The sequence below is a fragment of the Agromyces sp. LHK192 genome (assembly GCF_004006235.1).
In the GTDB taxonomy this organism is placed as follows: Bacteria; Actinomycetota; Actinomycetes; order Actinomycetales; family Microbacteriaceae; genus Agromyces.
In genome coordinates, this window is the sequence record NZ_CP034753.1 from 3,714,599 (window position 1) to 3,741,299 (window position 26,701).

Annotated in this window: 17 protein-coding genes; 6 read left to right on the plus strand and 11 right to left on the minus strand. The window is 70.5% G+C overall.

The features are described from left to right. Positions 1 to 38 precede the first annotated feature (38 nt). From ELQ40_RS16940 to ELQ40_RS16950, 3 genes are all read right to left on the minus strand, one after another. Positions 39 to 9,449, minus strand: coding sequence for a DUF5979 domain-containing protein (locus tag ELQ40_RS16940; RefSeq protein WP_127794744.1), 9,411 nt, complete (start codon positions 9,447 to 9,449; stop codon positions 39 to 41). Between the two features lie 149 nt (positions 9,450 to 9,598). Then, the gene (locus ELQ40_RS16945; RefSeq protein WP_127794745.1) at positions 9,599 to 10,885 is read right to left on the minus strand and encodes an adenylosuccinate synthase; all 1,287 of its coding nucleotides are present in this window, start codon (positions 10,883 to 10,885) and stop codon (positions 9,599 to 9,601) included. A 1-nt stretch (position 10,886) separates the two neighbouring features. Then, a complete protein-coding gene (locus tag ELQ40_RS16950) occupies positions 10,887 to 11,429 on the minus strand; it encodes a DUF3151 family protein (protein WP_127794746.1) in 543 nt (180 codons plus the stop codon). Positions 11,430 to 11,519: 90 nt separating this feature from the next. On the opposite strand from ELQ40_RS16950, the gene argG reads away from it, so the two are divergent. Continuing rightward, on the plus strand, positions 11,520 to 12,947 hold the full coding sequence (argG, locus tag ELQ40_RS16955) for an argininosuccinate synthase (RefSeq protein WP_127794747.1): 1,428 nt from the start codon (positions 11,520 to 11,522) through the stop codon (positions 12,945 to 12,947). A gap of 72 nt (positions 12,948 to 13,019) precedes the next feature. Further along, entirely contained in the window at positions 13,020 to 14,498 is a 1,479-nt protein-coding gene (gene cls / locus ELQ40_RS16960; RefSeq protein WP_127794748.1) for a cardiolipin synthase, read from the plus strand. 12 nt (positions 14,499 to 14,510) lie between these two features. Here the strand turns inward: cls and ELQ40_RS16965 are convergent, their stop codons facing one another. Continuing rightward, positions 14,511 to 15,533, minus strand: coding sequence for a magnesium and cobalt transport protein CorA (locus tag ELQ40_RS16965; RefSeq protein ID WP_127794749.1), 1,023 nt, complete (start codon positions 15,531 to 15,533; stop codon positions 14,511 to 14,513). 75 nt (positions 15,534 to 15,608) lie between these two features. Here ELQ40_RS16965 and ELQ40_RS16970 point away from each other — a divergent pair, with 75 nt between their 5' ends. The 3 genes from ELQ40_RS16970 to ELQ40_RS16980 are packed head-to-tail and all read left to right on the plus strand — an operon-like array spanning position 15,609 to position 18,789. Continuing rightward, entirely contained in the window at positions 15,609 to 16,265 is a 657-nt protein-coding gene (locus tag ELQ40_RS16970) for a TetR/AcrR family transcriptional regulator (protein WP_127794750.1), read from the plus strand. Then, positions 16,262 to 16,933 (plus strand): hypothetical protein, encoded by a 672-nt coding sequence (locus ELQ40_RS16975; protein ID WP_205649371.1) that lies wholly within the window; start codon positions 16,262 to 16,264, stop codon positions 16,931 to 16,933. Before ELQ40_RS16970 ends, ELQ40_RS16975 begins: the two co-directional genes overlap by 4 nt. Continuing rightward, positions 16,930 to 18,789 carry a YhgE/Pip family protein gene (locus tag ELQ40_RS16980; protein ID WP_127794751.1) on the plus strand — a complete coding sequence of 620 codons (1,860 nt, stop codon included), beginning with the start codon at positions 16,930 to 16,932 and terminating at the stop codon, positions 18,787 to 18,789. The genes ELQ40_RS16975 and ELQ40_RS16980 overlap by 4 nt, the downstream gene beginning before the upstream one ends. Positions 18,790 to 18,852: 63 nt before the next feature. On the opposite strand, the gene ELQ40_RS16985 is transcribed toward ELQ40_RS16980, so the two are convergent. After that, positions 18,853 to 19,734, minus strand: a complete 882-nt coding sequence (locus tag ELQ40_RS16985; RefSeq protein ID WP_205649372.1) for an oxygenase MpaB family protein — start codon at positions 19,732 to 19,734, stop codon at positions 18,853 to 18,855. Positions 19,735 to 19,827: 93 nt separating this feature from the next. On the opposite strand from ELQ40_RS16985, the gene ELQ40_RS16990 reads away from it, so the two are divergent. Next, positions 19,828 to 20,196, plus strand: coding sequence for a nuclear transport factor 2 family protein (locus ELQ40_RS16990; RefSeq protein WP_127794752.1), 369 nt, complete (start codon positions 19,828 to 19,830; stop codon positions 20,194 to 20,196). 6 nt (positions 20,197 to 20,202) lie between these two features. On the opposite strand, the gene ELQ40_RS16995 is transcribed toward ELQ40_RS16990, so the two are convergent. The 6 genes from ELQ40_RS16995 to ELQ40_RS17020 form a co-directional block, all read right to left on the minus strand. Then, complete coding sequence (locus tag ELQ40_RS16995) at positions 20,203 to 21,354, minus strand: Gfo/Idh/MocA family protein (RefSeq protein WP_127794753.1); 1,152 nt, start codon at positions 21,352 to 21,354, stop codon at positions 20,203 to 20,205. Continuing rightward, a complete protein-coding gene (locus tag ELQ40_RS17000) occupies positions 21,351 to 22,088 on the minus strand; it encodes a sugar phosphate isomerase/epimerase (protein ID WP_127794754.1) in 738 nt (245 codons plus the stop codon). The genes ELQ40_RS16995 and ELQ40_RS17000 overlap by 4 nt, the downstream gene beginning before the upstream one ends. Positions 22,089 to 22,147: 59 nt before the next feature. Beyond that, on the minus strand, positions 22,148 to 23,395 hold the full coding sequence (locus ELQ40_RS17005) for an enolase C-terminal domain-like protein (protein ID WP_127795379.1): 1,248 nt from the start codon (positions 23,393 to 23,395) through the stop codon (positions 22,148 to 22,150). A gap of 26 nt (positions 23,396 to 23,421) precedes the next feature. Further along, entirely contained in the window at positions 23,422 to 24,309 is an 888-nt protein-coding gene (locus ELQ40_RS17010; RefSeq protein WP_240665844.1) for a carbohydrate ABC transporter permease, read from the minus strand. Continuing rightward, on the minus strand, positions 24,306 to 25,175 hold the full coding sequence (locus ELQ40_RS17015) for a carbohydrate ABC transporter permease (protein ID WP_205649518.1): 870 nt from the start codon (positions 25,173 to 25,175) through the stop codon (positions 24,306 to 24,308). Before ELQ40_RS17015 ends, ELQ40_RS17010 begins: the two co-directional genes overlap by 4 nt. A gap of 104 nt (positions 25,176 to 25,279) precedes the next feature. Further along, positions 25,280 to 26,650: an ABC transporter substrate-binding protein gene (locus ELQ40_RS17020; RefSeq protein WP_127794756.1), complete on the minus strand. Its 1,371-nt coding sequence runs from the start codon at positions 26,648 to 26,650 to the stop codon at positions 25,280 to 25,282. Positions 26,651 to 26,701 lie beyond the last annotated feature (51 nt).

Below are 26,701 nucleotides of genomic sequence, written 5' to 3' on the forward strand. Positions count from 1 at the left end.
GTCCGGCGCGATCTCGTGCGTGGTGGCGATGCCGGCGGTCAGGCCGCCCCGCCGTGCCGGCGGCGGCGGATCATCACGAACGCGATCAGCGCGGCACCGCCGCCGAGCAGCGCCAGCGCCGCCGTCAACCGGAGCGCGCCGTCGAAGCCGGTGACCGCCGTCGACGGCAGCGGCGCGAACTCGTTGTCGACCGTGATCGTGACCGGCTCGTCGTCGCCGACGATCACCGGCGACGCCTCGGTCGCGCTCACGGTCGACGCGATCGCGCCGCCCGAGTCCGTCTCCTCGGCCCAGCACTCGGCACCGACCGGCAGCTGGTCGAGCACGACCGTCTGGCCGCCCGTGATCGTCACGGGCTCGTGGTCGAGGGCGACGTATGGCTCGTTGTTGTCACCGCGGTCGAGGGTGCAGGTCACCTCGACCGTGAACGACTTGCCCGCGGCCGCCTCGGCCGATCCGCTGATCGTCTTCTCGAGCTCGAGCTCGCCGTACTCGAACGTGTTCGTCGCCGTCACGAGCAACGGCTGCGGCAGCGGGTCGGCCACCACGATGATCGCGTTGTCGTACGAGTCGTAGTCGACGCTGGTCGCGGTCGCGCCCGCCGGGTCGGACTCGACGCCGTAGCAATGGGTGCCGATGGGCAGCTGCACCACGTTGCCGTCGGCGTCGGTGATCGGCTCGATGTCGCCCGCCATCACCTCCAACGTCCGTGAGAACACCGTGGTGCGGACGCCGTTGACGTCGAGCTCGCAGGTGAGGTCGATCGTGAAGACGGTGTCGGCCACCCACGGTGCGTCGGCGGCTTCACCGTCGACCTCCTTGGCGATGCCGAGGAGGCCCACCGAGAACTCGTTCAGGAACGGACCCGCGGTGACCACGGTCTCGATGCCGGCCGGATCCTGGTCGGGGATCGTCACGGTCACCGGGTCCGGTGTCTCGTCGGCCCCGCCATCGTCGATCTCGGTGACGACGCACACCGAGCCGACCGGGATGCCCGTGATCGTCTCGCTGAGGTACGGGCCGGTCGAGTCCTCTTCGCCGACGACGACGAGCACCGAGCTCTCGACGGTCTGCCCCTCGTAGGTGCAGACCACGCTGAAGTCGAACGGCCCGGTCGAGAACTCCGGCACGCCGGGGCCGGTGACCTGCTTGAGCACGTTCAGCCCTCCGGTGCGGAACTCGTTGTCGACGGTGATCCCGATCGGTCCCGTCGTGTCGTCGCCGATGGTCACGGGGTTCGGGTCGGCCCTCCAGTCGGTCGCGCCGCCGAGGTCGGTCTCGTCGACCTCGCACTCCGCACCGGTCGGGAGGTTCGGGATCGTCACGACATTCCCAGGGGCGTCCGTCGTCAGCGTCACGTCCCCGTCGTACACGAGGTCGGGATCGGCGGCGGCGAGCGTGCACGTCACGTGCACCGTGTAGTCGCCGAACTCGCCGGCCCACTCGTCGGCGCCGGTGCCGCTGACCGTCTTCGTGAGCTGGAGCGAGCCGACCGTGAACGGGTTGTCCACCCCGAGCGCGTTGACGCTCGCGCCGTTCTCATCGGGCAGCAGCGTGAAGGTCGCACTCGTCGTCTCACCGAGGTCGGTCGCGGTACCGTCCTGCGTGATGACCATGCCCGTGCCGATCGCCCCACCCGTATCGGTCTCGGTGACCGTGCACTCGCTGCCCGCGGGAAGCGGGCCGTACTCCTCGACCTCGCCGTCTGAGAGCTGGAAGGTCTCGTCGAGCACCGTCGTGCCCTCGAACGTGCAGACCGCGGTGAAGGTGAACACCGTGTCGTACACGATCGGGTTGCCGTCCTGGTCGACCGCGCCGCCGTCGTCGACGGTCTTCGTCACGCTGAAGCCGGCCTCCGGGTAGTCGTTCGTCACCGTGATGGTGATGTCCGCCCCGTCGACGACCTCGACCGGGTCGTCGACGGTCGCGCTGATGTCGACCGACCAGGCGCCCTGCTGGTCGGGCTCCTCGGCGTAGCACTCCGAGCCGATCGGGATGTCGGTCAGCGTGACGGTCTCGCCGCCGGCGAGTTCGACCGGCTCCTGGTCGTAGATCACGATCGGCGGGTTGCCGTCGCCTCGGTCGAACGTGCAGGTCACGAGGATCTCGAACGTGAGGCCCTCGGCGTAGTCGGGGTTGCCGGTGATCGCCTTCGACACCGCGATCTCGCCGTAGTCGAACGTGTTGGTCGCGGTGATCTCCAGCGGTCCCGGGTCGGTCGATCCGGATGCCTCGACGATCGCCGCGTTGTCGAACGAGTCGAAGTCGACCGAGGCATCCGTCGCGCCGCCCGTGTCGATCTCGTCGCCCCAGCAGTGCGTGCCGACGGGCAGCAGCAGCGGATCGCCGGTCGCGGGATCGACGATCGTCACCGTGGTCCCGCCGATCACCGTCACGTCCCCGTCGAACAACGGGATGCCGTCTGCAGTGAGCGAGCACGTCACGTGCACGACGTAGGTGGCGTTCGCGATCTCCGGGATCTCGGCCGCCGCACCGGTGACCTCCTTCGTCACCGAGATCGTGCCCGCCGAGTAGGCGTTCTCGAACGGCGCGGTCTCGACGTCCTCGACGCCGGCCGTGGTCTGGTCGGGGATCGTGATCGTCACGGGCGGCGGCGTGGCATCCGCTCCGCCGCTCGCGGTCTCGGTGATGACGCACTCGCTGCCGACCGGCAGCCCGGTCACCGTCGCGGAGGTGAAGGGGCCCGCCGTGCCGTCGCCGGTGATCGTCAGTTCGCCCTCGTCGACCGTCGCGCCCTCGTAGGTGCAGGTGTAGTCGAAGGTGAACACGGCGTTCTCGCTGAGGTCCGTTCCGGGACCGGTGACCGTCTTCTCGACGACGAATCCGCCCGTTCGGAAGTCATTCGTCACGGTGATCGTCACCGGGTCGCCGATCTCTCCGTCGACGCCGATGGTCACCGACGACGGCGTGATCACCGGGTCGCCCGTCGCGCCGCCGTCGTCGGGCTCGGTCACCACGCACTCGGCGCCGGTCGGCAGGTTGTCGATGGTCACGCTGTCGTTCGCGGGGATGACGACGTCGTCTTCCCACACGGGGTTGGTCGTCGCCTGATCCCACGTGCAGACGAGGTGCACCGTGAACTCGTCGGGCGCCCATTCGTCGGCGCCGGTGCCGGTGACGTCTTTCTCGATCGTGAGCGACCCGGTCGTATAGACGTTCGTCACGGCGAGCGCGGTGAGGTGCGTGCCGTCGGCGTCGTCCGGGAGGATCGTGAATTCTGCGGTGGTCGTGTCTCCGAGCTCGGTCCCCGTGCCATCCTCGGTGAGCACCACCAGCGTGTCGGTCGCACCGGCGACATCCGTCTCGGTGACGGTGCAGTCCGCACCGACGGGAAGGGGCGCGAACTCGATGCTGTCGCCGCCCTGCAGGGTGAAGGTGCGTTCGGCCGGCAGGATCACGTCGGCACCGAGCCACATGCAGCTCACCGTGAAGGTGAACGTCGGATCGGCTGGGATCGGATTGCCGTCCTGGTCGAGGGCGCCCGATTCGATCACGTCCTTCTCGACCGTGAAACCGCCGATCTCGTACGTGTTCGTGACGGTTGCGGTCGCGCCCTCCACCGGGTCGGCCGGGAACGGATGCCGCACGTCGGTCCGGTCCGTGAGGTCGAGTCTCGCCGTGATCTCGCCCGACCGCCCGTCGGCGCCGGGCGGTGTGTACCCGACCGTCGATCCCTGCGCCGGGAGCTCGGCGATCGTGCACGTCGAGTACAACGGGAGGTCGGTGCCGGGTCCCACGACCACCGGCGTGCCGTCGGCGGGCACCGTCACGGGCGAGACGGGAGCACCGGTCGTGTCCTCGAGCGGCACGTCCTCGCCGACCGACTCGCACTGCACGTCGAACTCGTACGATTCCGGCAGCGGGAACGGCCAGCTGTCCGGCACCTCCTGGTCCTTGGTCAGCTCGATCTCTCCCATCGGGAAGGCGACGCCGGCGCGTACCGGTTCGACCGGGCCCCGGTAGACGGCCTGCCCTTGGAAGTCGGCGCGCGATCCCGCTGCCGCTGTGTTGTAGGCGATCGGCAGCTGCGTGTCGTACGCATCGGGGATGTATGCCGGCGTCTGCGTCTGGAACAGGATGGAGCCGCTCGCGCCCGGCGCGAGCTCCTGCCCAGTCGGGTACTCGATCACGGTCTTGAGCGCGACCGCCGTTGCGAGCTCCGGCTTCGGCGTCGAGTTGTCGTAGGGGATCCAAGGTCGCGTGGTGACGTCTGCGAAGCAGGGGTCGGTGTCGGGGATCGGCTGGTTGAGGGTCGACCATTGGATGTCCGCCGCGTTGCAAGCTCGGTTCGGCACCGTCGTCATGTAGTAGGCCTGGATGGTGGGCAGGAGCGCGCCGCCGGACCCGAGCCTGAAGTTTCCGAGGAAGATCGGCGACCACTGCGACCCGCGCGGCGTGCCGACCACGACGCCCGTGTCGCCGACCGCGGGCAGCACGTCGATGCCGCCGATCGCGTCGGCCGGCACGTTGCCGCGGTTGGTGAACGTGAGCCGCCACTCCTCGATGCCGCCCGGGCGGGTGATCGGCACGCACTCGTTGACGTAGTAGCCGCCGCCCGCATTCGGCAGCTCGCACTCGCCCAGTACCGGGGCCTGGTTGGTGTTCAGCACGCCCAAGTCGTCGTAGTTCGGATCTGTCGTGGGCACACCCGGAACACCCGCACCGACGCCCTTGACCGCCTTCGTGATGACGATCGGTGCCGCGGCCGACGGGGTGACCGTCGTATCAGCGGTGCAGTCCGGGGTGTTCTGCGTGTCGTCGATCGGCACGTTGTTCGACGTGTGCTCGCACGTCTCGAAGTCGCGATCGCTCGTCGCGGTGATCGAGTTGCCGACCGGGGTACCCGGCGCCAGTCCATCTCGGAACTGCAGGTGCGCCGCGATCACGAGCACGTCGCCGGGCGCGAACACGAAGTCGGTCGGCACGGTGATCGTGACCACGCCGGTCGTCGTGTCGAGCGTGCCGCTGAAGCCGTCGGTGGGCAGGTCGTTCCCGTCGGCGTCGGTGAGCGAGAACTCGAACACCGGGTCGGCGTTCGGAACCGGAACGAGGTAGGAGCCCTGGGCATCGGCGCCGACCGAGTCGGTCAGTTCGAGTCCGGTCATCTGCCACTCGCCGGTGTTCTCGATCCGCATGACGTACGGGATCTCGGAGAACGGCGGGAACTGCTGCGCAGCCGCACCGCCCTGCCCGTTGCCGGGAGCCTTCGTCACCTGGATCGCATTGACGCGGTGCAGCAGTTGCGTCGTGTCCTGGGCGCTCGCATCGGCCTCCCAGATCACCCCGTCGGGAGTCGTCCACGCTCCCACACCGTGCACGTCGACCACGTCGGTCGTCGTGCCCTGGACCGTCTCGCCCGGGGCGGTCTCGAGGCCCGGCAGCGTCGACGGCACGGGGTAGGAGTCGATCTCCCCGTTCGGGCCGTAATGCAGGTTGTCGAGTCGGTTCGCCGTGAACGCGACGGACACGATCGGATTGCGCGGGTTCTCCCAGTTGCTCTCGGCCGCGTCCTGGCGCACCTCGAAGCGAAGCCCTCGCACCGCCGACGCGTCCACGCCGACCGGAAGCGCGGGCGTCACTGCCGCGCCGGACGCGACGTCCTGCCAGAGCCCGACCACCCAGCACGCGGTGAGGTCGACGTCTCCGCCGCAGGTCTGCACGAGCGCGCCCGAGCCGTCGACCGAGTACTCGACGTTCGTGAGCGCGCTGACCCGCAGCTGGCCGATGTTCGCCGGGAGCGTCGACGCGGGGAACGATGCGAACTCGAACGCGTTCCAGAACGTCGGCTCGTCGTCGGTGATCGTGAGCACGGTGGTGCGCACGTTGCCCGTCGGCTGTCCGCCGATCGTCACGGTGTAGCCGTCGGGCGACTCGTCCTCGTATCGCGACGACGGGGAGATCGACTTGCCGGCCACGACCCCGTAGGTCGCCGGCACGAACTGCAGCGTGTCGTCATCGGTGCCGTGCGCGGTATCCGTCGGAGCGCCGCCGGGTCGCGTCCCGTCGGCGGAGGCCACGTTCGTGACGATGTCGCCCTCCGCCGGCCGGGTCGCCGGGTCGTCGCGGAGGAAATCGCGGAGCTGGTAGGTGAGCATCACGCTCGTCTGCTCGGTCGTGAGGATCGCGACCCGGTCGGGGTCGAAGTGCGCGACGCTGACGCCGACCACGTCGACGAGGTCGGCGGGCGCGAGTGCCTGCGCCTCGGCGATGCTGTAGTCGTCGGTGCCACCGCCCTCCCGGGTGAGGGTCACGACGGTCTCGGTCGCATCCGCGGGCACGCTGATCGTGCCGATCGCGTACAGGTTGAACGTGTTGTAGGTGTCGGTCGCCGCAGCGGGCGGAGTGGCGGGATCGGAAACCACGAGCTGGGCGATGTTCGCCTCGGTCTCATTCCGCGCGGTGATCGTCGCCGTGACGAGCGGATATTCGTCCTGCGTCGCCGTGTCGGGCGGCACCGGCAGGGCGTCCTGGTCGAAGGTCTTCGTGACCGACACGTTGACCGTCGTGTCGAGGATGGTGATGTCGTCCGAGTCGGTCTGGTCGGGCACGACCGCCGGGCCCTCACCGTGGATGCCGGCGGTGTTCACGACCACGCCGTTCAGCCCCGAGTTGTACTGCTCGTCGTGGAGGGACCCGACGACGGGTCCGCCATCCGATCGCTTTTCCTGTCGGAGTTGGAACGTGAGGTCGAGGCCGCGGCCGTTGCCCGTCGACGAGGCGACGCCGCTGCCCGGTGCGGGCCCGACGCCCGCGCCGCGGTTCGATCCCTCGACGTAGGTCAGGCGGACGCCCAGCGTCGACTCGCGCTGCGCTTCGCTGAGCTCGAACCCGGGGAAGCCGCCGTCGCACGCGGTGCCGGTCGTGTCCACGGCACCGCAGGCGGCAGCGGTGACGTCGACCCAGGCGTCTGCCGTGTCGTCGTACAGCTCGACGCTCTCGATGCGGTCGTACACGATGAGCGGGTCGAGCGTCGCGTCGATCGCCTCGATCGCCGCGAGGTCCCACGCGTCGTAGGCGGATGCCGCGATGTTCGAGAAGTCCGCGCCGGCGGTCGGGTCGTCGGTGATCTCGACCGAGTCGAACGGCACGCCCTGCGTCGACCAGAGGATGCGTGCGGTGCGCTGGTCATCGGTGAACGCGAAGACGGTGTCCTCGAGCCAGTCCTTCTCGATCAGGTCGACGCCGGGGCCGTCCGGCGGCCACGGGTTCACGTCGATGTCGTCGGTGTCCGTCGCCGTGTTGTCGTCCGGGGAGGTGTCGTCGGGGTTCGTCACGGTCGACGAGGCGTCGTTCTGCACGTTCAGCGGATCGGCGGCCTCTGCCGCATCGTGCACGCTGCCCGATCCGTCGCGGAACTGGTCGCGCGTGGCCACCTGGATCGTCGGCGACACCTGGAACCCCGGCGGCAGCGTCTGGCCGGGCTTCGGCGTGTAGACGAATCGGATGCCCTGGACGTCGTCCTGGAGGTCGGCCGGCACCGAATAGTTGAACGAGGCCGGCCCCTGGATGTCGTCGGCACCGGGGAAGGTCACCCATTGCGTCCCGTCCCAGTACTGCACGGTGAGGTTCGCATTCGCCGGCACGTCCGCCGAGATCTGCTTGGCGTCGAACGTGTTCCAGAACGTCGACGGCGGATCGCCCGGCTGCGGGTCGGCGGGGTCGCTGATCACCAGCGAGTCGGCACCGACGGTCGAGGCGTTGGGGCCCTGGTCGTTCACGTCGGCGAGGAACGTGACGGCGGTCGTGCTGCCGGGGATGTCCCAGACCTCGTCCTGCACGATGTTCTTGTCGATGTTCGTCGAGACCCGGGCGGGTTGCCGGGTGATGTCCGCCGCGTCGTCGTCCTGCCCGGTCTGCCCCGTCGCGTCGGTCACCGTCGAGGTGGTGTCGTTCGTGCTCACGACGTCGAGCTGCCCCGGCACCGGGTTCGCGGTGACATCGAACGGGATTTCGGCGATCGCGTTCGGCTGGATCGGCCCGGTGAACGTGATCGAGAATCCCACGACCGTCGCCGGGTCGCCGCTGGGCGCGGGGATCTGGTTCGGTGTCGACCCGTTCAGCGTCTCCGTCGTCCCGTCGGCGTAGGTGTACGTGACCGAGACGGCGTTCGCGTTCGGCGGCCATTCGACCCCGGACGTGAACCCGCCGAACACGAGCCCCTGCTCGGCCAGGTTCGGCTGGCCGGCGGTCGGGTCGGCGATGGTCATGGAGGTCACCGGCCTCGGGCCGTTGGTCGCGTCGATCGTCGCGGTCGTGCTCTGCCCGCCCAGGAGCGTCGGGTCGGCGAAAGCCTTCTCGACGTCCACCGTCGGACCGGTGTTGCTGATCACGACCGAACCGTCAGCGGTGTTCGGGGTGTTCGACCGGTCGTCGACGACGACGTTCGACGACGCGGTGTTCGGGATCGTCTCGCTCTCACCGAGCGGGATGTCGAGCACCTGGTCATTCGTCTGCGCTCCGATGCCGATCGACGCCTGCTGGTCGGGCGGCGTCGGCGGCAGTTGCCCGGTCGACGACGTGAACGTGAACCGCAGGCCGTGCACGTCGGTCGGCGGCACGTCGGGAATGTTCGTGAAGTCCGTCGGGATCGGACCGGTCGGGTAGGTCACGACCCAGTTCCCGTCGGCGTCGAGGTATTCGATCTGCACCTGATCGGCACCCGCGGGAGGCGTGATCGAGGTGATCCCGGTGAAGTCGAGGTAGCTGTCGAACGGGCTCGCGACGCCGTCGGCCGGGTCCTGCACGACGATGGCATCGACGGATCGGTTCGACGCGTTGCCACCACCGATGGCGTAGTCGACCGGCTGGTCGGGCAGCGAGGGCACGGTCTGCCCATCGGCGACGTGGTCGTCGACCGACTTCGTCACGGTCGAGTCGAGCTCCTCCGGGATGTCGAGCTGGGTCGTCACATCATCGGTGACGGGCAGCGCGTTGGTCGCCGACGCCGTGGCCGTATTCGTGATGTCGCCGTCGTAGTCGGCGCTCACCGGATCGGGCACCTGCACGAACACGGTGATGCTCACCTGCTGGCCGGTGGCGAGGCCGGTACCCGCGGTTCCGGCCTCGTTGAACGACGCGGTGAACTCGTTGCCGCTGACGCTCACCGTCGGTGCGGGGGTGCCCCCTCCCGACACCACGACCGGATTCGGCACGGTGGTGTCGAAGACGAGCGGAGCGGGAAGCGTGTCGGTCACGTTCGCCGCGACGCAGATGTCGACGATCGGGCTGTTGCACGTGAGGGTGATCGTGTAACTGAACCGGTCTCCGGCCTCGTAGGGCGCTTCGTCCGGCGGGCTGATCACCTTCGTGAAGGTCGTGAACTCCGCGTCGTCGGGGGCTGCGGCCGCCGGCATCGTCGCGGGAAGGGCCAGCGCGCCGACGACGGCGAACGCGGCGAATCCTGCAAGCCAACGTCGGAATCTGCGCATCGGTCCCCCCGGTCCGGTCGCGCCTGCCTGCTCGCGGGCGCGACTCAGCAATCATCGCCACACTATCGGCGGGGGATGCCCGAGGGAACCTTTCGTCACGCTTCCGAGACCTGCCGGGAAACGATTCCCGGGCGCGTCGCGCCCGAAGCTCAGTCGAGCAGGTCGTGCACCTGCACGATCTCGTCGCGCGCGGGCCCGACCCCGATCGCCGAGATGCGCGAGCCCGACATCGCCTCGAGTTCACGCACGTAGCTCTGCGCGTTCGGCGGCAGGTCGGCGAACTCGCGCGCGCCCGAGAGGTCCTCGGACCACCCGGGGAACTCCTCGTACACGGGCTTCGCGTGGTGGAAGTCGGACTGCGACACGGGCACCTCGTCGACGATCTCGCCGTCGACGTCGTACCCCACGCAGACCGGGATCCGCTCGACGCCGGTGAGCACATCGAGCTTCGTGAGCACGAAGTCGGTCACGCCGTTGATCCGGCTCGCATACCTCGCGATCGGGGCGTCGTACCAACCGGTGCGGCGCTTGCGCCCGGTGGTCGTGCCGAACTCGTGCCCCTGCTCGGTGAGGAAGTCGCCCCACTCGTCGAACAGCTCGGTCGGGAACGGGCCCGCGCCCACGCGCGTCGTGTACGCCTTGATGACCGCGATGACGCGGTCGATCCGGTTCGGCGCGACGCCCGAGCCGGTCACGGCGCCGCCCGACGTCGCGTTCGACGACGTCACGAACGGGTAGGTGCCGTGGTCGACGTCGAGCATGGTCGCCTGACCGCCCTCGAACAGCACGGTCTCGCCGCGATCGAGGGCCTGGTGCAGTTCGAGCGCGGTGTCGGTCACCATCGGCCGGAGCCGGTCGGCGTAGCCGAGCAGTTCGTCGACGATCTCGTCGGCCGCGATCGCCCTCCGGTTGTAGACCTTCACGAGCAGGTGGTTCTTCTGGTCGAGCGCGCCCTCGACCTTCTGCCGCAGGATGTTCTCGTCGAAGAGGTCCTGCAAGCGGATGCCGACGCGGTTGATCTTGTCCGCGTAAGTCGGCCCGATGCCGCGGCCCGTCGTGCCGATCTGGCGCTTGCCGAGGAACCGCTCCGTCACCTTGTCGAGCGTGCGGTGGTACTGGGTGATCACGTGCGCGTTCGCCGAGATCTTGAGCTTCGACACGTCGACGCCGCGGCTCGACAGCCCCTCGAGCTCCTCGAAGAGGACCTCGATGTCGACCACGACGCCGTTCGCGATGACCGGGGTCACGCCAGGCGTCAGAATGCCCGAGGGCAGCAGGTGCAGCGCGTACTTCTCGTCGCCGACGACGACGGTGTGGCCGGCGTTGTTGCCGCCGTTGAACTTCACGACGTAGTCGAGGCGCGAGCCGAGCAGGTCGGTCGCCTTGCCCTTGCCCTCGTCGCCCCACTGCGCTCCGACCAGTACGACTGCGGGCATGTCAGTCCTCTCCGGCGGCTGCCGCCGCATCGGGTGCGTCGACCGGGTCGCCGACGACGGCGAACGCCGCGACCGAACCGCCGGTGGCGGCGCGGATGTCGGCGATCGAGATCAGCTGCGTGGGCGTGAACTCGCTCGCGATGCGGGCCGGCGCCTCGGCGTCGGCTGCCGCGAGTTCGTCCGCCGCTCGCGCAGCACGGTCGGAGAGGCCGAGCGTCTCGGCGGCGCGGCGTTGCGCGTCGAGGGCCCGGAGGTAGGCGCGGTTGGGCTCATCGGCCCACGACACCGGCGAGCCGGGCTCCCACCCGGCCGCGGTCAACTGCTCGCGTGCCAGGTCGGCCGCGACGGTCGCGAAGGCGAACGCCTCGATCGCGTGGCCGGCCGAGTCGGCGGAGTCCGCCAGTTCGGCCCAGGCGAGCGGTGACGACGGATGCCCCGAGACGATGGCCCGGATGTCGGTGCGATCGCCCTCCGCGATCGCCTGCCGCACCTCGGGCTCGTCCGCGAGCGACGCCTCGTTCGGCGTGGTTTCGTCTGGAGTCACGGACCAACCCTATCGCGGGGGTGTCCTGGGGCCTCGGGAGGGCGCACGCGCCGATCAGGCGCTCGCGCGCGCGAAGGTAGGCTGGAGCGCATGTCCAAGGTCCTCACGTCCCTTCCCGTCGGCGAGCGCGTCGGCATCGCCTTCTCCGGTGGCCTCGACACCTCCGTCGCGGTCGCGTGGATGCGCGAGAAGGGCGCGGTGCCCTGCACCTACACCGCCGACCTCGGACAGCCCGACGAGCCCGACGTCGAGGCGGTGCCCGGCCGCGCGATCGAGTACGGCGCCGAACTGAGCCGCCTGGTCGACTGCCGTGCGGCCCTCGTCGAGGAGGGTCTCGTCGCCCTGCAGTGCGGCGCGTTCCACATCCGCTCGGGCGGCAAGGCGTACTTCAACACCACGCCCCTCGGCCGTGCGGTCACGGGCACGCTCCTCGTACGCGCGATGATGGACGATGGCGTCGACATCTGGGGCGACGGCTCCACCTACAAGGGCAACGACATCGAGCGGTTCTACCGCTACGGCCTGATGGCCAACCCTCGCCTGCGCATCTACAAGCCGTGGCTCGACGCCGACTTCGTCACCGAGCTCGGCGGCCGCCAGGAGATGAGCGAGTGGCTGCAGGAGCGCGACCTGCCGTACCGCGCGAGCGCCGAGAAGGCGTATTCGACCGACGCGAACATCTGGGGTGCGACCCACGAGGCGAAGGTGCTCGAGGAGCTCAGCGAGGGCATCACGACGGTCGAGCCGATCATGGGCGTGAAGTTCTGGGACGACGCGGTCGAGATCCCGAGCGAGGACGTCACCGTCGCGTTCGAGCAGGGCCGGCCGGTCGCCATCAACGGCACCCGCTTCGACGACGCGGTCGAGCTCGTGCTCGAGGCGAACCGCATCGGCGGTCGCCACGGCCTCGGCATGAGCGACCAGATCGAGAACCGCATCATCGAGGCGAAGTCGCGCGGCATCTACGAGGCCCCCGGCATGGCGCTGCTGCACATCACGTACGAGCGGCTGCTCAACGCGATCCACAACGAGGACACGATCGCGAACTACCACAACGAGGGCCGCCGGCTCGGTCGCCTCATGTACGAGGGCCGCTGGCTCGACCCGCAGTCACTCATGCTGCGCGAGTCGATCGTGCGCTGGGTCGCGTCGGCGGTCACCGGCGAGGTCACGCTTCGCCTGCGCCGCGGCGACGACTACACGATCCTGAACACCACGGGTCCCGCGCTGAGCTACCAGGCCGAGAAGCTCTCGATGGAGCGCGTCGGCGACCAGGCGTTCGGCCCGGAGGACCGCATCGGCCAGCTCACGATGCGCAACCTCGACATCGCCGACTCGCGCGCCCGCCTCGAGCAGTACGCGCACCTCGGCATCGTCGGCGGCGCGACGGCCGCCCTGGTGGGCGACCTCGCCGAGGGCGAGGCGGCCGAGATCACCGCCGGCGCCGACGAGACCGACCTCGAGGCGGCCACGGATGCCGCGAACGAGGCCGCGGCGTTCGACCTCGGCACCGACTGACCCGTCCCGCCGCGGGCACGGCCGCACCGGCGTGCCATACTCTCCCCAGTCGAGCCTCGGGGAGGGCGCTGCATGTGGTGGAGAGACGAACTGCCGTGGCTGATCGCGACGGCGCTGATCCTGCTCGACTGGGTCATCCGCATCATCGCGCTGATCGTCATCCCGGCCGGTCGCAAGCCGACCGCGGCCATGTCGTGGTTGCTCGCGATCTTCCTGATCCCGTTCGTCGGCATCGTGCTGTTCCTGCTCATCGGCAACGTGAAGCTGCCGAAGCGTCGCCGCGAACGACAGCGTGAGATCGACGGCATCATCGCCGACCGCACCGCAGGGCTCGACCTCGTGACCGACCGCGACGATTGGCCGTCGTGGTTCGCCTCCACGGTCGAGCAGAACCGCGCGCTCACGGCGCTGCCTGCGGCCGGGGGCAACCGCGCCGAACTGTTCGGCGACTACCAGGCCTCGATCGACGCGATGGCCGCCGACATCGACACCGCCGAGCGGTTCGTGCACGTCGAGTTCTACATCGGCGCCCTCGACGACACGACCCGGGGCTTCTTCGCCGCCATGGAGCGCGCGGTGCAGCGCGGCGTGAGCGTGCGGGTGCTGATCGACCACGTGGCATCCAAGCGCGTCACCGTCCACGAACAGACGTTCGCCGAACTCGACCGCATCGGCGTCACGTGGGCGTTCCTGCTGCCGGTCGCGCCGCTCAAGGGCCAGTACCAGCGGCCCGACCTGCGCAACCACCGCAAGCTCGTCGTCGTCGACGGCCGGGTCGCCTGGACGGGGTCGCAGAACCTCATCTCGCGTGATTACGACTCGCCGAAGAACCAGAAGCGCGGGCTCATGTGGCAGGAGCTCACGACTCGCGTGCAGGGCCCGGCCGTGGCATCCGTCAACGCGGTGTTCCTGTCGGACTGGTACGCCGAGACCGACGAGAACCTGCTCGACACCGAGCACGTGCCGGCGTCCGAGGTGCCGGCCGACGGGGCATCCGACGCCCTCGTCTGCCAGGTCGTGCCGAGCGGCCCGTCGTACGACTCGGAGAACAACCTGCGGCTGTTCCTCGCGCTGGTCGCCTCGGCGCAGGAACGCGTGATCATCACGAGCCCGTACTTCGTTCCCGACGAGGCGATGCTGTACGCCATCACGTCCGCGCGGCTGCGCGGGCTCGACGTGCAGCTGTTCGTGTCGGAGCTCGGCGACCAGGGTTCGGTGTGGCACGCGCAGCGTTCGTACTACCGGCCGCTGCTCGAGGCCGGCGTGCGCATCTGGCTCTACCCGGGGCCGTACATCCTGCATGCCAAGCACCTGTCGATCGACGATGACGTCGCGGTCATCGGGTCGAGCAACATGGACATCCGGTCGTTCAACCTGAACTTCGAGATCTCGCTGCTCGTGCGCGGCCGTTCGTTCGTCGACGACATGCGCGGCGTCGAGGAGGGCTACCGGTCGATCAGCCGCGAGCTCACGCTCGACGAGTGGAACCGCGAGCCCGCGAAGGCGACGTTCCTCGACGGGGTCGCACGGCTCACGTCGGCGCTGCAGTAGCGCAGCGGACGCTCACAGCCACTTCTTGCGCTTGAAGATCGTGTAGAGCACGAACGCGAACCCGAACATCAGGACGATCGCGAACGGGTACCCCCAGGGCTGGTCGAGTTCGGGCATGAAGACGAAGTTCATGCCGTAGATGCCCGCGATGAGGCTGGGCGCGAAGATGATCGCCGCCCAGCTGGAGATCTTCTTGGTCTGCTCGCTCTGGGCGACGCTGGTCTCGGTCAGCGCCCGCACCTCGTCGTTCTGGCGCTGCGTCACGAGCGTCGCGTGCACGCTGAGCGCGTTCTGCAGGAGTTGGCGGAACGTCTCGCCGCGCTCGACGATGCGCAACACGTGATCCTTCACGTCGCGCAGGTAGCGCTGCAGCTCGAGGTCGACCGCGTACTTCTCGAACCCGCGCTCGAGTGCGGCGAACATCTCGATCAGCGGCTTCGTGGCCCGCTGGAATTCCATGACCTCGGCCGAGAGGTCGTAGATGCGCCGGGTGACCTCGGGGTCGCCGGAGAACAGTTGGTCCTCGATCTCGTCGATGTCGTTCTCGAGGCCGGCGACGACCGGCGAGTACTCGTCGACGGTCTCGTCGAGCACGGCGTAGAGCACCGCTTCGGGCCCGCGCCGAAGGAGCGCGGGGTCGCCCTCGAGCCTGCGGCGGACGCGCGCGAGGTCCGGGCGCTCGGCCCGCCGGATCGTGACGGCGAAGCCGTCGCCCACGAAGAGGTGCACCTCGCCGAACTCGACGCGCTCGACGTCGTCGAGGTACCTCGCGGGTCGGAGGACGACGAAGAGGGTGTGCCCGTAGCGTTCGAGCTTCGCGCGCTGGTGGCCCTTGCGTGCATCCTCGACGGCGAGCGGATGCAACCCGAATTCGGCCGCGACGGCGTCGAGTTCGTCGTCGGTGGGGCGGTAGAGCCCGATCCAGGCGAAGGCGCCCTCACCCTCGGCCTCGTACGCCTCGAAGGTCTCCTCGAGCGAGGTGGGCGAGGCGACGCGGACGCCGTCCCGGTAGATGCCGTTGTCGACCACTGCCATGGTCCGATTCTCGCGGGCGCGGTGGCCCGATGGCATAACTTGCACAATCATGTGCAAGTTTGTACGATGGACCGCATGCCGACCTCCGTCGATGCGGGCCGCCGAGCCCCTCGCCGGGACGCGACGGCGAACCGCGAATCCCTCCTCAACGCGGCATCCGCCGTGCTCGCCACCGCACCGGATGCCTCGCTCGACGCCATCGCCCGCGCCGCCGGGCTGACCCGGCGATCGGTGTACGGCCACTTCGCGAATCGCGACGACCTCGTGCTCGCGCTCATCGAGCGGGGCAGTGCGCGGCTCAACCGCACGGCCGGCGAGGCCGTGCACCCCGACGCGCGGATCGCCCTCGCCCTGCTCGCTGCCCGACTGTGGGACGCAGTCGCCCACGTGCGACTCCTCGCGTCGATGGCCGTCCACGACCCGTACACCGCGTATGCCGCGTCCGCGCTCGAGCCCGTCCGCGCGGGCCTTCGCGCGATCGTCGCCCGGGGCGCCCTCGACCGGACGCTGCGCAGCGACCTCGACGCCGACCTCGTCGCGAGGCTCGTCGAGCAGGCCGCGATCGCCGTGCTCGACGAGGCCGACCGGCTCGATCCGCCGGCCGGGAGGCGCATCGTGATGCTCGCCACGCTCGGCGCCGCCGGGCTCTCGTGGGAACAGGCCGGCACGCTCGTCGACCGCTCGCCGGAACTGGATCCGGCCGCCGCACCCGCCGGGGAGGCCACCGCATGAGGATCGAGCTGCGAGGAGTCTCGAAGGGCCGCGACGGCGACGCCCTGCCGAGCACCACGGTGCGGTACGAGTCGGGGCGCGCGACCCTCGCCCGTGCCGAGACCGAGCAGCGCCCGACCGTGCTCGGCCTGCTCGCCTCCGGCCGGATGCGGCCCGATGCCGGCACCGTGACCCTCGACGGCCGACCCGACGCGTCGGGCATCCGGCGTCGTGTCGCCCTCGTCGACGCGCCCGACGTCTCCGACCCCGCGCCGAACGTGACCGTGGCCGGGGTCACGGCCGAGGAACTGATGTTCGCCGGCGCGCCGTCCAACCCCGCGGCGGTCGCCCGCAAGCTCCGCGACCTCGACCTCGATGGCATCGCCCGGCGGCCGATCTCGAACGTCGATCCCGTCGACCGGTTGCACCTGCTCACGGAGCTCGCGATCCTCCGCGACGGCGTGGATGGCGTCGTGCTCGTCGCGCCGGACCGCCACGGCGGCGACCCGAACGCCTGGTGGGCCCTCGCCGGGCGCCTCGCCGAACGGGGCTTCGCGGTCCTCGTGATCGCCGGCGACGCCTCCGCCGCCGCGATCGGCGCGAACGCGATGCTCGCGCGCCTGCACGGCGACGAATCCGAGATCGACGACGACCGGGGGATGCCGCTGTCCAAGGGAGGCCTCGCGTGAAGGTCCCCCAGATGATCGCCGCGGAATTCCGCCGGCTGACCTCGACCAGGATGTCGGTGCTCGCCCTCATCGCGCTGGTCGCCGTGCCCATCCTCTACGGCGGGCTGTACCTCTGGGCGAACCAGGACCCGTACGCGAAGTTCCACGACGTGCCCGTCGCACTCGTGGTCGACGACGCCGGGGTACCGGCCTCCGACGGCGCAGCGGCCCGCAACATCGGCGACGAGGTCGCCGACGAGCTCGTGGCCGACGGCGCCTTCGACTGGCACCGCGTCTCGGCCGCCGACGCCGAGACGGGCCTCGACGAGTCCACCTACGACTTCGCCGTGACGTTTCCGGCCGGGTTCTCCGCCGCCCTCACGTCGGTGTCCACGGATGCCCCGCGCCAGGCGCAACTCGTGCTCTCGACGAACGACGCGAACAGCTACCTCGCGGGCACGATCGGCGCGCAGGCCGTCGAGCGGATCCGGACCACGGTCGCGAAGCAGGTCGGCGAGGAGGCCGCAGCGACGCTCCTCGACGCGATCCACACCGTCCGCGGCAGCCTCGTGGAGGCCGCCGACAGCGCCACGAAGCTCGCCGACGGCGCCGCGACCGCAGCAGGGGGCGCCTCGCAGCTCGCCGACGGATCCGCGACCCTCGCCGGCGGGACCGCGCAGCTGCGAGACGGCACGGCCCAGCTGGCCGACGGATCGGCGGAGGTCGCCGACGGTGCCGCACAGGTCGCCGACGGCAACGAACAGCTCGCGCAGACCGCCGACCGCGTCGGGGCGGCAGTCGGCGAGGCCGCCTCGACCGTTCCGCAGGCCCGAGCCGACATCGAGGCCGCGCTCGTCGCCCAGGGCGTCGACCGGGCGACGATCGACGCCGTGCTCGCCCGACTCGACGTGGTCGGCGAACGCATCGAGGCCGGCAACGACCGCGTCCAGGAGGCGGTCGGCGACATCGACCGCCTCGCGACCGGCAGCAGGCAGGTCGCCGACGGTGCATCCGCCCTCGCAGACGGGGCTGCGACCGCCGCCGATGGAGCCGCGCGCGCCGCCGACGGTGCAGCACGACTGCGCGACGGCGCCGGCACGCTGGAGTCCGGGCTCGGCGAGCTCGCGACGGGCACGTCCACGCTGCGCGACGGGCTCGCCGACGGCGCGGCGCAACTGCCCGATTCCACCGACGAGGTCCGTGCCGCGCAGGCGTCGACCATCGCCGATCCGATCGACGTCGAGTCCGACGCCGTCGCGCGCGCCGACAGCTACGGCGCCGGGCTCGCCCCCTTCTTCGCCGCCCTCGCGGGCTGGATCGGCATCTACGCACTGTTCCTGATCGTGAAGCCGATCTCCCGCCGTGCGATCACGGCCCTGCACTCGCCGATCCGCGTGACGCTGGCCGGATGGCTCACCCCGGCGATGCTCGGCGCCGTGCAGATGCTCGGCCTGTACACGATCCTCGCGGTGACGCTCGGCTTCTCGATGAGCCATCCGCTCGGCGTCGTCGCCACGATGGTGCTCGCCTCGGCGACGTACGCCGCGATCATCCTCGCGCTCAACGTCTGGCTGGGCTCGGTCGGGCAGTTCCTCGGGCTCGTGCTCATGGTCCTGCAGCTTGTCACTGCCGGCGGCACCTTCCCGTGGCAGACGCTGCCGGCACCGCTCGCCGCGCTGCATCAGGTGCTGCCGATGGGGTACGTCGTGGACGCGGTGCGCCAGTTCATGTACGGCGGCGACCTCTCGCGCGCCGCGGGCGACGCCGTCGTCCTGGGTGTCTGGCTGGTCGGCGCGCTGGCCGTCGCCGCGATCGGCGTGACGAGGATGACCCACGCGCGCACGCTGCGCGACCTCCAGCCGAGCTTGATCGGGTGACCGGCGGCGCGTCCTGCGACGCGCGCCCTGCGTGGGTCCGGGCGGCTCAGAACAGCGGGCGACTCAGAACAGCGGGCGGCCGTCGGCGAGCCGGCGTCGGACGTCGGTGAGCTGCCTCGCGAGCGGTCGCTCGCGGACGCGGCGCGGCATCGCGCGCGTCAGCCGCGCGAGGCGTCGGTCGAACCGGTCGAACCGGCGCTGGTCGTCGTCGGTCCACGGCAGGTGCATGAGCGCCCGGAACTCGGGCGGCAGGTATCCGGCCACGAGTCGCGCCCGGTAGCGCAGCACGCGCTCGGGCAGCGTGCGCCCGAGGTACTCGAGCCGCACGATGCGGGTGAGGTACTCGCGGGTCGCATCGTCGACCTCGAGCGTCGCGACCTGTTCGCGCCAGTACGCCTCGAAGGCGTCGCGGGTCGCGGGCCAGTTCTCCGGCGGCATCTGCAGCGTCGTGCCGAACGCCATCGACTGGCGGTAGAACTCGTCACGGAACACGCCGTGCATCGGGCCGTGCGCTCGGACGTACGCGTCCTCGGCGCCCTTGAACAGGCAGGCTGCGACCCAGGTCTGCAGCTCGGGGTCGAACGCGTGGTACGCGACCGGCGCACCCGCCTCGGACCGCACCTGCGCGTGCGAGCGATTGGTGGCGCGCCGCATCGCCGCGCGCTCGTCGGGCCCGCCGAGCATGACGACGGCGAGGTACGCGACGGTCGTTCGGGCACGACGCTTCGGATTGGTGAAGAGGTTGCCCTCGACCACACGACTCTCCATGACGCCGTACGCCACGGGACGGCGCGACAACTGCATGACGACGTTCGAGGTCCCGGCCGCGAGCACGAACCAGTTCACGGCCTCGCGCAGTGCGGAGTTGTCGATCGCGTCGAGCTCGCTGCGTCGCTTCGCGGTCCGGGTGTCGCCGCGGTCATCGACGCCGTCGTCCATGTCCATGCCGTGATCCTAGTCCGAAGTGAACCGGGATTCACTTCTGGCCGACCGCCCGAACCGCTCGCCGATCCGGGATCGCCCGACTACCGTGGTGGCATGACGGAGATCACCGACGATCTGCCCGCCCGGCTCCTGCACGAGGAGCACGCCGGCTGGCGAGCCATCCTCGACGGCCGCGGCGGCGAGCACTACGCCCGCGCGATGACCCGCGACGCCCTGATGGTCGTCGAAGGCGCCGTCCTCGGCCGCGACGAGATCCTCGCCGCGTTCCGCGGCACCACGCCGTGGGACTCGTACGAATTGCGCGAGCCCGCGGTCATCCGACTCGGCGACCACGCCGGCGTGCTCGTCTACCGGGCCGTCGCGAAGCGCGGCGACGAGACCGCGAACCTCCGGATGTCGACGACCTACCTCTACGACGACGGCGCCTGGCGCGTGGCCGCGCACCAGCAGACGCCCGCCTGACGGACTTCAGCCTCCGACGCGCACCTGCCGCTCGAGCGTCGCTTCGGCCGGGTCCCACCCGTCGGGCAGCGCCAGCGGCCGCTGGGGTGCGCTCGTGATCTCGACCGGTGCGCCGCCGCGCGCGGCCTCGGAGATCGCCGCCAGCACCTCCAGCACGTGGAACGCGAGTTCGCCGCTCGCCCGCGGCGTCGCTCCGGCACGGAGGGCGCGGGCGAACTCGACCACGCCGATTCCGCGGGTGTCGGTCGTCGGCGGCGCCGCGAACTCGACCGGTTCGGCAGTCCCCCTCCAGAGGACGGCGCTGCCGTGGAACCCGTTCGGGTCCGGCATCGCGATCGCCCCCGACGTGCCGGAGACCTCGAGCACCGGCTGCACCCGACGCGGCGACTGGAAGCTGAAGGCCGCCTGCGCGACCGCGCCGTCGCGGAATTCCAGCAGCGCGGCATGGAACGTCGGGACCCGCACCGGGAACACCGTGCCGGCGCGCGGCCCGGAGCCGATCGTGCGCACCGCCGACGAGGTCGACGACGCGGCGCTCACCCTCGCGACCGGGCCGAGCACCTGCACGAGCGCGGTGAGGTAGTACGGCCCCATGTCGAAGAGCGGTCCGGCGCCCGGCGCGAACAGGAACTCCGGGTTGGGATGCCACGCCTCGGGGCCCGTCCCCTGGAACTGGGCGATCGCGGTCAGGGGCGTGCCGATCTCGCCATCGTCGACGAGCCGTTGCACCGCCTGCAGGCCCGGCCCGAGGAAGGTGTCCGGTGCGCTCCCGACCCGCAGCGCGAGCTCATCGGCCCGCGCGAGCAGACGGCGTCCATCGGCGGGGTCGAGCGCGAGCGGCTTCTCGGCGAACACATGCTTGCCGGCTTCGAGCGCCAGCAGGCCGACCTCCACGTGCGCGCTCGGAACGGTGAGGTTCACGACGAGTTCGACGCCGTCGTCCGTCAGGAGTTCGTCGAGCGAACCGGATGCCGCGACGCCGAACCGCGACGCCTGCGCAGCGGCGCGGTCGCGGTCCAGGTCTGCGACGAAGCGCACCTCGAGGTCGGCGAACCGCGTGAGGTTGCCGAGGTACTGGTCGCTGATCACGCCGGCGCCGACGACCCCGACGCCGACCGGCCCATTCTTCGCACCGTCGTGCGCGGTCCTCGCGCTCATCGGCCGACCTCCTGCGCGCGCACCCAGCGCACCCCGGCGGCGAGGTCGGCGAACACCTCGGCATCCGATCGGTCGAACTCGAGCACCCTGGTCGCGTCGGGAACCGCTGCCAGGACCCCGGTCAGGTCGGCGGCTCCCGAACCGGCCGCGACCTGCGTCGACGGATCCGGCTCCACCGGTCCGTCCTTGACGTGGAGGTGGCGGATCCGGCCCGCGAGTCGCGCTGCGAGCGGGGCGATGTCCATGCCGGCGACCGCGGCCCAGTACGCGTCGAACTCCAGCACGACGGAGGGTTCCAGGTGCTCGTCGAGGTGCTCGAGTGCCGTGCGCCGACCGATCTCGCCGAACTCCCACCAGTGGTTGTGGTACCCGATCGTGAGACCGTGCTCGGCCGCCGCTCCGGCGAGCGCATTCAGGCGCTGCGCGATGCGCTCGACGCCCGCGGCATCCGTCCATCCGTCGCGGACGGTCGGCTCGATGACGGTCGTCACGCCAAGCGAGCGGGCCGCCGCGAAGACCGGCTCCGGGTCGTCGAGCCCGACGATCGAGGCGTGCGCCACGGCCGATACCAGGCCGAGGTCGGCGAGCGGAGCCTCGAGGGCCGGACCCCATCGCACGAGGTCGAACAGCTCGACCTCCTCGAACCCGATCCCGGCGAGCCGGGCGAGCGCCGCCGACGGATCGGCGGCGAGCGCGTCGCGCACGGAGTACAGCTGGACGGACAAGGATGCCACTGGGATGCCTCTCTGGTGATGGATCGGGTACTGGGCGGGTGATGGCGCACCCGCGGCGGTCACGGGGACTCGAGGAACCCGTCGGGCCGGCGCACCTGCGCCGCCCACCGCTCGTGGGCGTAGGGCTGTGGTTCGTGGCGGGCGGCCGCCCGCTCGTCGAGACCGATGCCCCACCCCGGTTCCGGCGACGGCGCGAGGAACCCCGCCGCCGGTTGCAGGGTCCCGGGGAACACGTCGAGCACCTGGTCGGGGTACACGTGACCCTCCTGGATGCCGAACGCCGTGCTCGAGACGTCGAGCGCGACGTTCGCGGCCGCACCGAAGGGCGACACGTCGGCCGGGGCGTGCCACGCCGTGCGCACTCCCTCGAGTTCGCACAGCGCGTTCAACCGCACCGCGGGCGTGAGGCCGCCGATCGCCGAGACGTGCACGCGCAGGAAGTCGATCCCGCCCCGCCGGACGGCACCGGCGGCCGCGGTCGCCGAGGTGAAGAGCTCGCCGACCGCGATCGGCACCGGTGACGAGGCGCCGAGTTCGGGGAGCCGGTCGTACTGGTCGGGCGGGACCGGGTCCTCGAGGAAGTACGGCCGGGCGAAGGCGAGGTCGTCGGCCAGCGTCCTCGCCTCGCGCACCGACAGGCGCGAGTGCACGTCGTGCAGGAGTTCGACGTCGCCGCCGAGTTCCTCGCGGGCGCGCCGGAAGAGTTCCGGCGTGGCCCTGAGGTAGTGCCGCGGATCCCATCCGTCGGGATTCGGCGTACCGGGATACCCGCCGCCGCGGCGCGGGGTGCCGTAGCTGCCGAATCCCGGCTGCCTCGACTGGATCCGCACGTGCCGCACGCCCGACGAGAGGATGGCCCGGGCCTCGTCGAGGGTCTCCTCGATCGTGTCGCCGCCGGCGTGCAGGTAGATCGGCGCCGAATCGCGGACGCGACCGCCGAGCAGCTCGTACACCGGCATGCCCGCTCGCTTGCCCGCGAGGTCCCACAGGGCCTGGTCGATGCCCGAGATCGCCGAGTTGCCGACCGGCCCGTCGCGCCAGTATCCCGAGTGGTGCAGCATCCGCGCGATGTCGCCCCGGTCGGCCGGGCTCCGGCCGACGATCAACGGGGCGAGGTGCACCACGAGTCTCGCGACCGCCGCGTACTGCTGCGCGAACGTCGCGCAGCCGTATCCGACGAGCCCGGCCTCGCTGGTCTCGATCCGCACGACGACCAGGGCGACGCCCTCGGGTGCGGTCACGATCGGGCGCACGCGCGTGATGCGCACCCCGTCGCGGTCGGCCCACGGCGCCCGGGTCTCGGTCATGGGTTCGTCGAGTGCGGGAAGCGTCGTCACTTGAGCCCCGTGAAGCCGATGCCGCTGACGATCTGCCGCTGGAAGACCAGGAACACCACGATCGGCGGGACGCTCGCAATCAGCAGCCCCGCGATCAGGTACGCGGGGTCGGTGTTCTGCGCGAGTCTCGGCAGCGCCACGGAGAGCGGCTGGAGCGCCGGGTCCGTCAGCACGATGAGGGGCCACAGGAAGTCCTTCCACGCCGTCATGATCGACAGCAGCGAGATGACGGCGAGGATCGGCTTCGACATGGGCAGCACGATCCGCCGGAAGATCGTGAACCACCCCGCGCCGTCGACCTGTGCGGCCTCGAACAGTTCGCGGGGGATCGCGTCGAAGAACTGCTTCGCGAGGAGGATGTTGAAGGCGTGGGCGCCGGCCGGCAGCCAGACGGCCCACGGGGTGTCCGCGATCGAGATGCCGAGGCCCGGCAGGTCGAGCACGGTCAGGTAGAGGGCGATGAGCGTCACGGTTCCGGGCACGAACAGCGTCACGAGGAGCGCGCCGTAGACGTACCTGCCGTACCACGGCCGGACCACGGCGAGCGCGAAGCCGGCCGTCGTCGCCACGATCAACTGCACGATCCATGACCCGGCGACGAGCCAGACGGTGTTCCAGAGGTACTGGCCGATGCCGAGGAGATTCCACGCATCCGCGATGTTGGACCACATCGCCGGGTCCGGCCAGAGCGCGAGCGGCCGCTGGACGAGGTCGGTGGTGGTGGAGACCGCGGCCCTGACCATCCAGACCAGCGGGAGCGCGCCGAGGAGCACCAGGCCGGCGAAGAGCGCCGTGTGGATGCCCCGCCAGCCGTACCTCGTGGCGCGGCGGCCCCAGTCGTGCGGCGAGAGGATGCGGCGGTCGCGTGCGGCGGGTGCGGTCACGAGCTGCTCCAGGATCGGGTGAGTCGGAGGTACACGGCGGACACCACGACGAGCACGAGGGCGAGCAGGATGCTCAGCGCCGAGGCGACGCCGAAGTTCCCGAAGAGGAACGCGTAGCGGTAGATCATCAGCAGCACGGTCACGGTCGCGTTCGCCGGACCGCCGTCGGTCATCACGTACGGCTCGGTGAACACCTGCAGCGCGCCGATGATCTGGAGCAGGAGCAGCACGAGGATGACGCCCCGCATCTGCGGCAGGGTCACGTGCCAGATGCGTCGCCAGACGGATGCCCCGTCGAGCTCGGCCGCCTCGTAGAGCTCGGTGGCGACGCCCGTCAACGCGGCGAGGTAGATCAGGATCGCCGTGCCGGCGCCCGACCAGGTCGCCACGACGACGAGGCTGGGCATGGCGAGCTCCGGGGACTGGAGCCAGGGGAACGGCCCGAGGCCCACGAGCCCGAGCGCGGCGTTTACGACGCCGTTCTCGCCCGGGGCGAAGAACACCTTCCACAGCAGTACCGAGACGACCGGCGGGATGACGACCGGGAGGTAGGCGAGCACCCGGGCGAGCGCGCCGCCACGGCGGAGTTCGGACATCGCGACGGCGACGAGGAGTGGGAGGGGAAGCCCGATCAGCATCGAGAGCGCGGTGAACCAGAGGGTGTTCAGGGCGGCCGTGGGCAGGAGCGGGTCGGCGAACAGTTGTTCGAAGTTGGCCCAGCCCACCCATTCCGCGGCGTCGACGAGGTTCGTCCGCTGGAAGGCGAGGATCGCGCTCTGCACGATCGGCCACCAGGCGAAGTACCCGAACAGCACCAACGCCGGCAGCAGGAAGACGAGTCCGGCACCGGCTGCGCGACGGCGCATCCCCGGCACCCGCCGGCGGGGAGGTTCGCCTGCGGGTGCCGGGGGCCGGGGCGCCTCCCCGGCCGGCGCACGCGCCGGCACGGGGAGACGGGTGGGGGCGGAGGTCATCCCTGCGCCTGCTCCAGGATGGTGTTCACCCGCGCCTCCGCGTCGTCGAGCAGCTGCTCGATGTCCGCGTTCGGGTCGGTGAGCACCGCTTGCACGATGGGGTCGAGTGCCGCGTAGATCTCCTGCGAGGCGACGAGCGGTTCGGGCACGTACTCGAAGGCGGCCAGGGACGCCACGTACGGGTCGAAGTTCGCGACCTCGACGTTGACGTACTCGGCGATGGCCTCCTGGATCTCGGCGTACTTCTCCTCGCTGAAGATCGGCAGCACGGGGACGCCGACGGGCAGGCCGTCCTCGGCGGAGACCTCGGCGTAGGCTGCGGCGACCTCGGGGTCGTAGTTCGGACGCAGCGCCCGGAAGTCCATCCACTTCACGGCGGCGTCGCGTTCCTCCGCGCTGGCCTTGGCGTTGACCATGAGCACGGTCGCCCCGGCGAGGGTGGCGTCGGCGCCGCCCTGCGGCATGGCGCCCGCCCCGTAGATCTCGGGGTCGCCGCCGGCGTTGATGAACTGCGGGTAGAGGTCCGGCGGCGCCGAGACCCACATGCCGACCTCGCCTGCGGCGAACGCCGCGACCATGTCCTCCTGCTTGCCGAGGACGTTGTCGCCCAGCGAGTCGTCGGTCCACCGGGTCTGCTTCCACCATTCGAGCACGTCGCGAGCGGCGTCGTCGTTGAACGACGCGGTGTATGCACCGTCGGTTCCCGGCTCGATCATGCTCCCGCCGTTGCTGTAGGTGTAGCCGGTGAGGTGCCATCCGCCGCTGTTGTTGGTCGAGATCTCGCCGAACCCGGTCTTGCCGGTCGCGTCGGAGATCTGCTTCGCGGCCTCGCGCACCTCGTCCCAGGTGGTAGGAGGCTGATCCGGGTCGAGTCCCGCCTCCTCGAAGAGCGCGCGGTTGTAGACGAGGCCGAAGGCGTAGCTCTTCTCCGGGAGCCCGTAGACCGCGTCGTCGCGTTCGAGGAATGCCATGACGCGCGGGTTCAGCTCCTCGAAGCTGTCGAGTTCGGATGCCTCGGCAGCGATGTCGGCGACCTGGCCTCGCTCGATGAGCGAGGGCGGTTCGGTCAGCGGGACGCGCAGAAGCGTGGGTGCGCTGCCGCCGGCGAGGCGTGCGGCGAAGGTCTTGGCGTCCCACGGGACATCGGATCCGACGACGCGGATGTCGGGGTTCAGCTCTTCGAACTCGGCGACCTGCTGCTGGAAGAGTTCCAGCGCTGCGGTGTTGGTCGCGGCCGGCATCCCCATCACGGTGATGACGACGACGCCGTCGTCCTCCTCACCGGCGGGTGCCGCGCATGCGGCGAGGCCTGCGACCAGGGCGATCGCTGCCGTCGCGCCGACGATGCGGCGCTGTCGTGTGTGCATGTCCACTCCTCTTGGCGTGCTGCGGGTGCAGCTGGGTCGTTTGCGCCACGT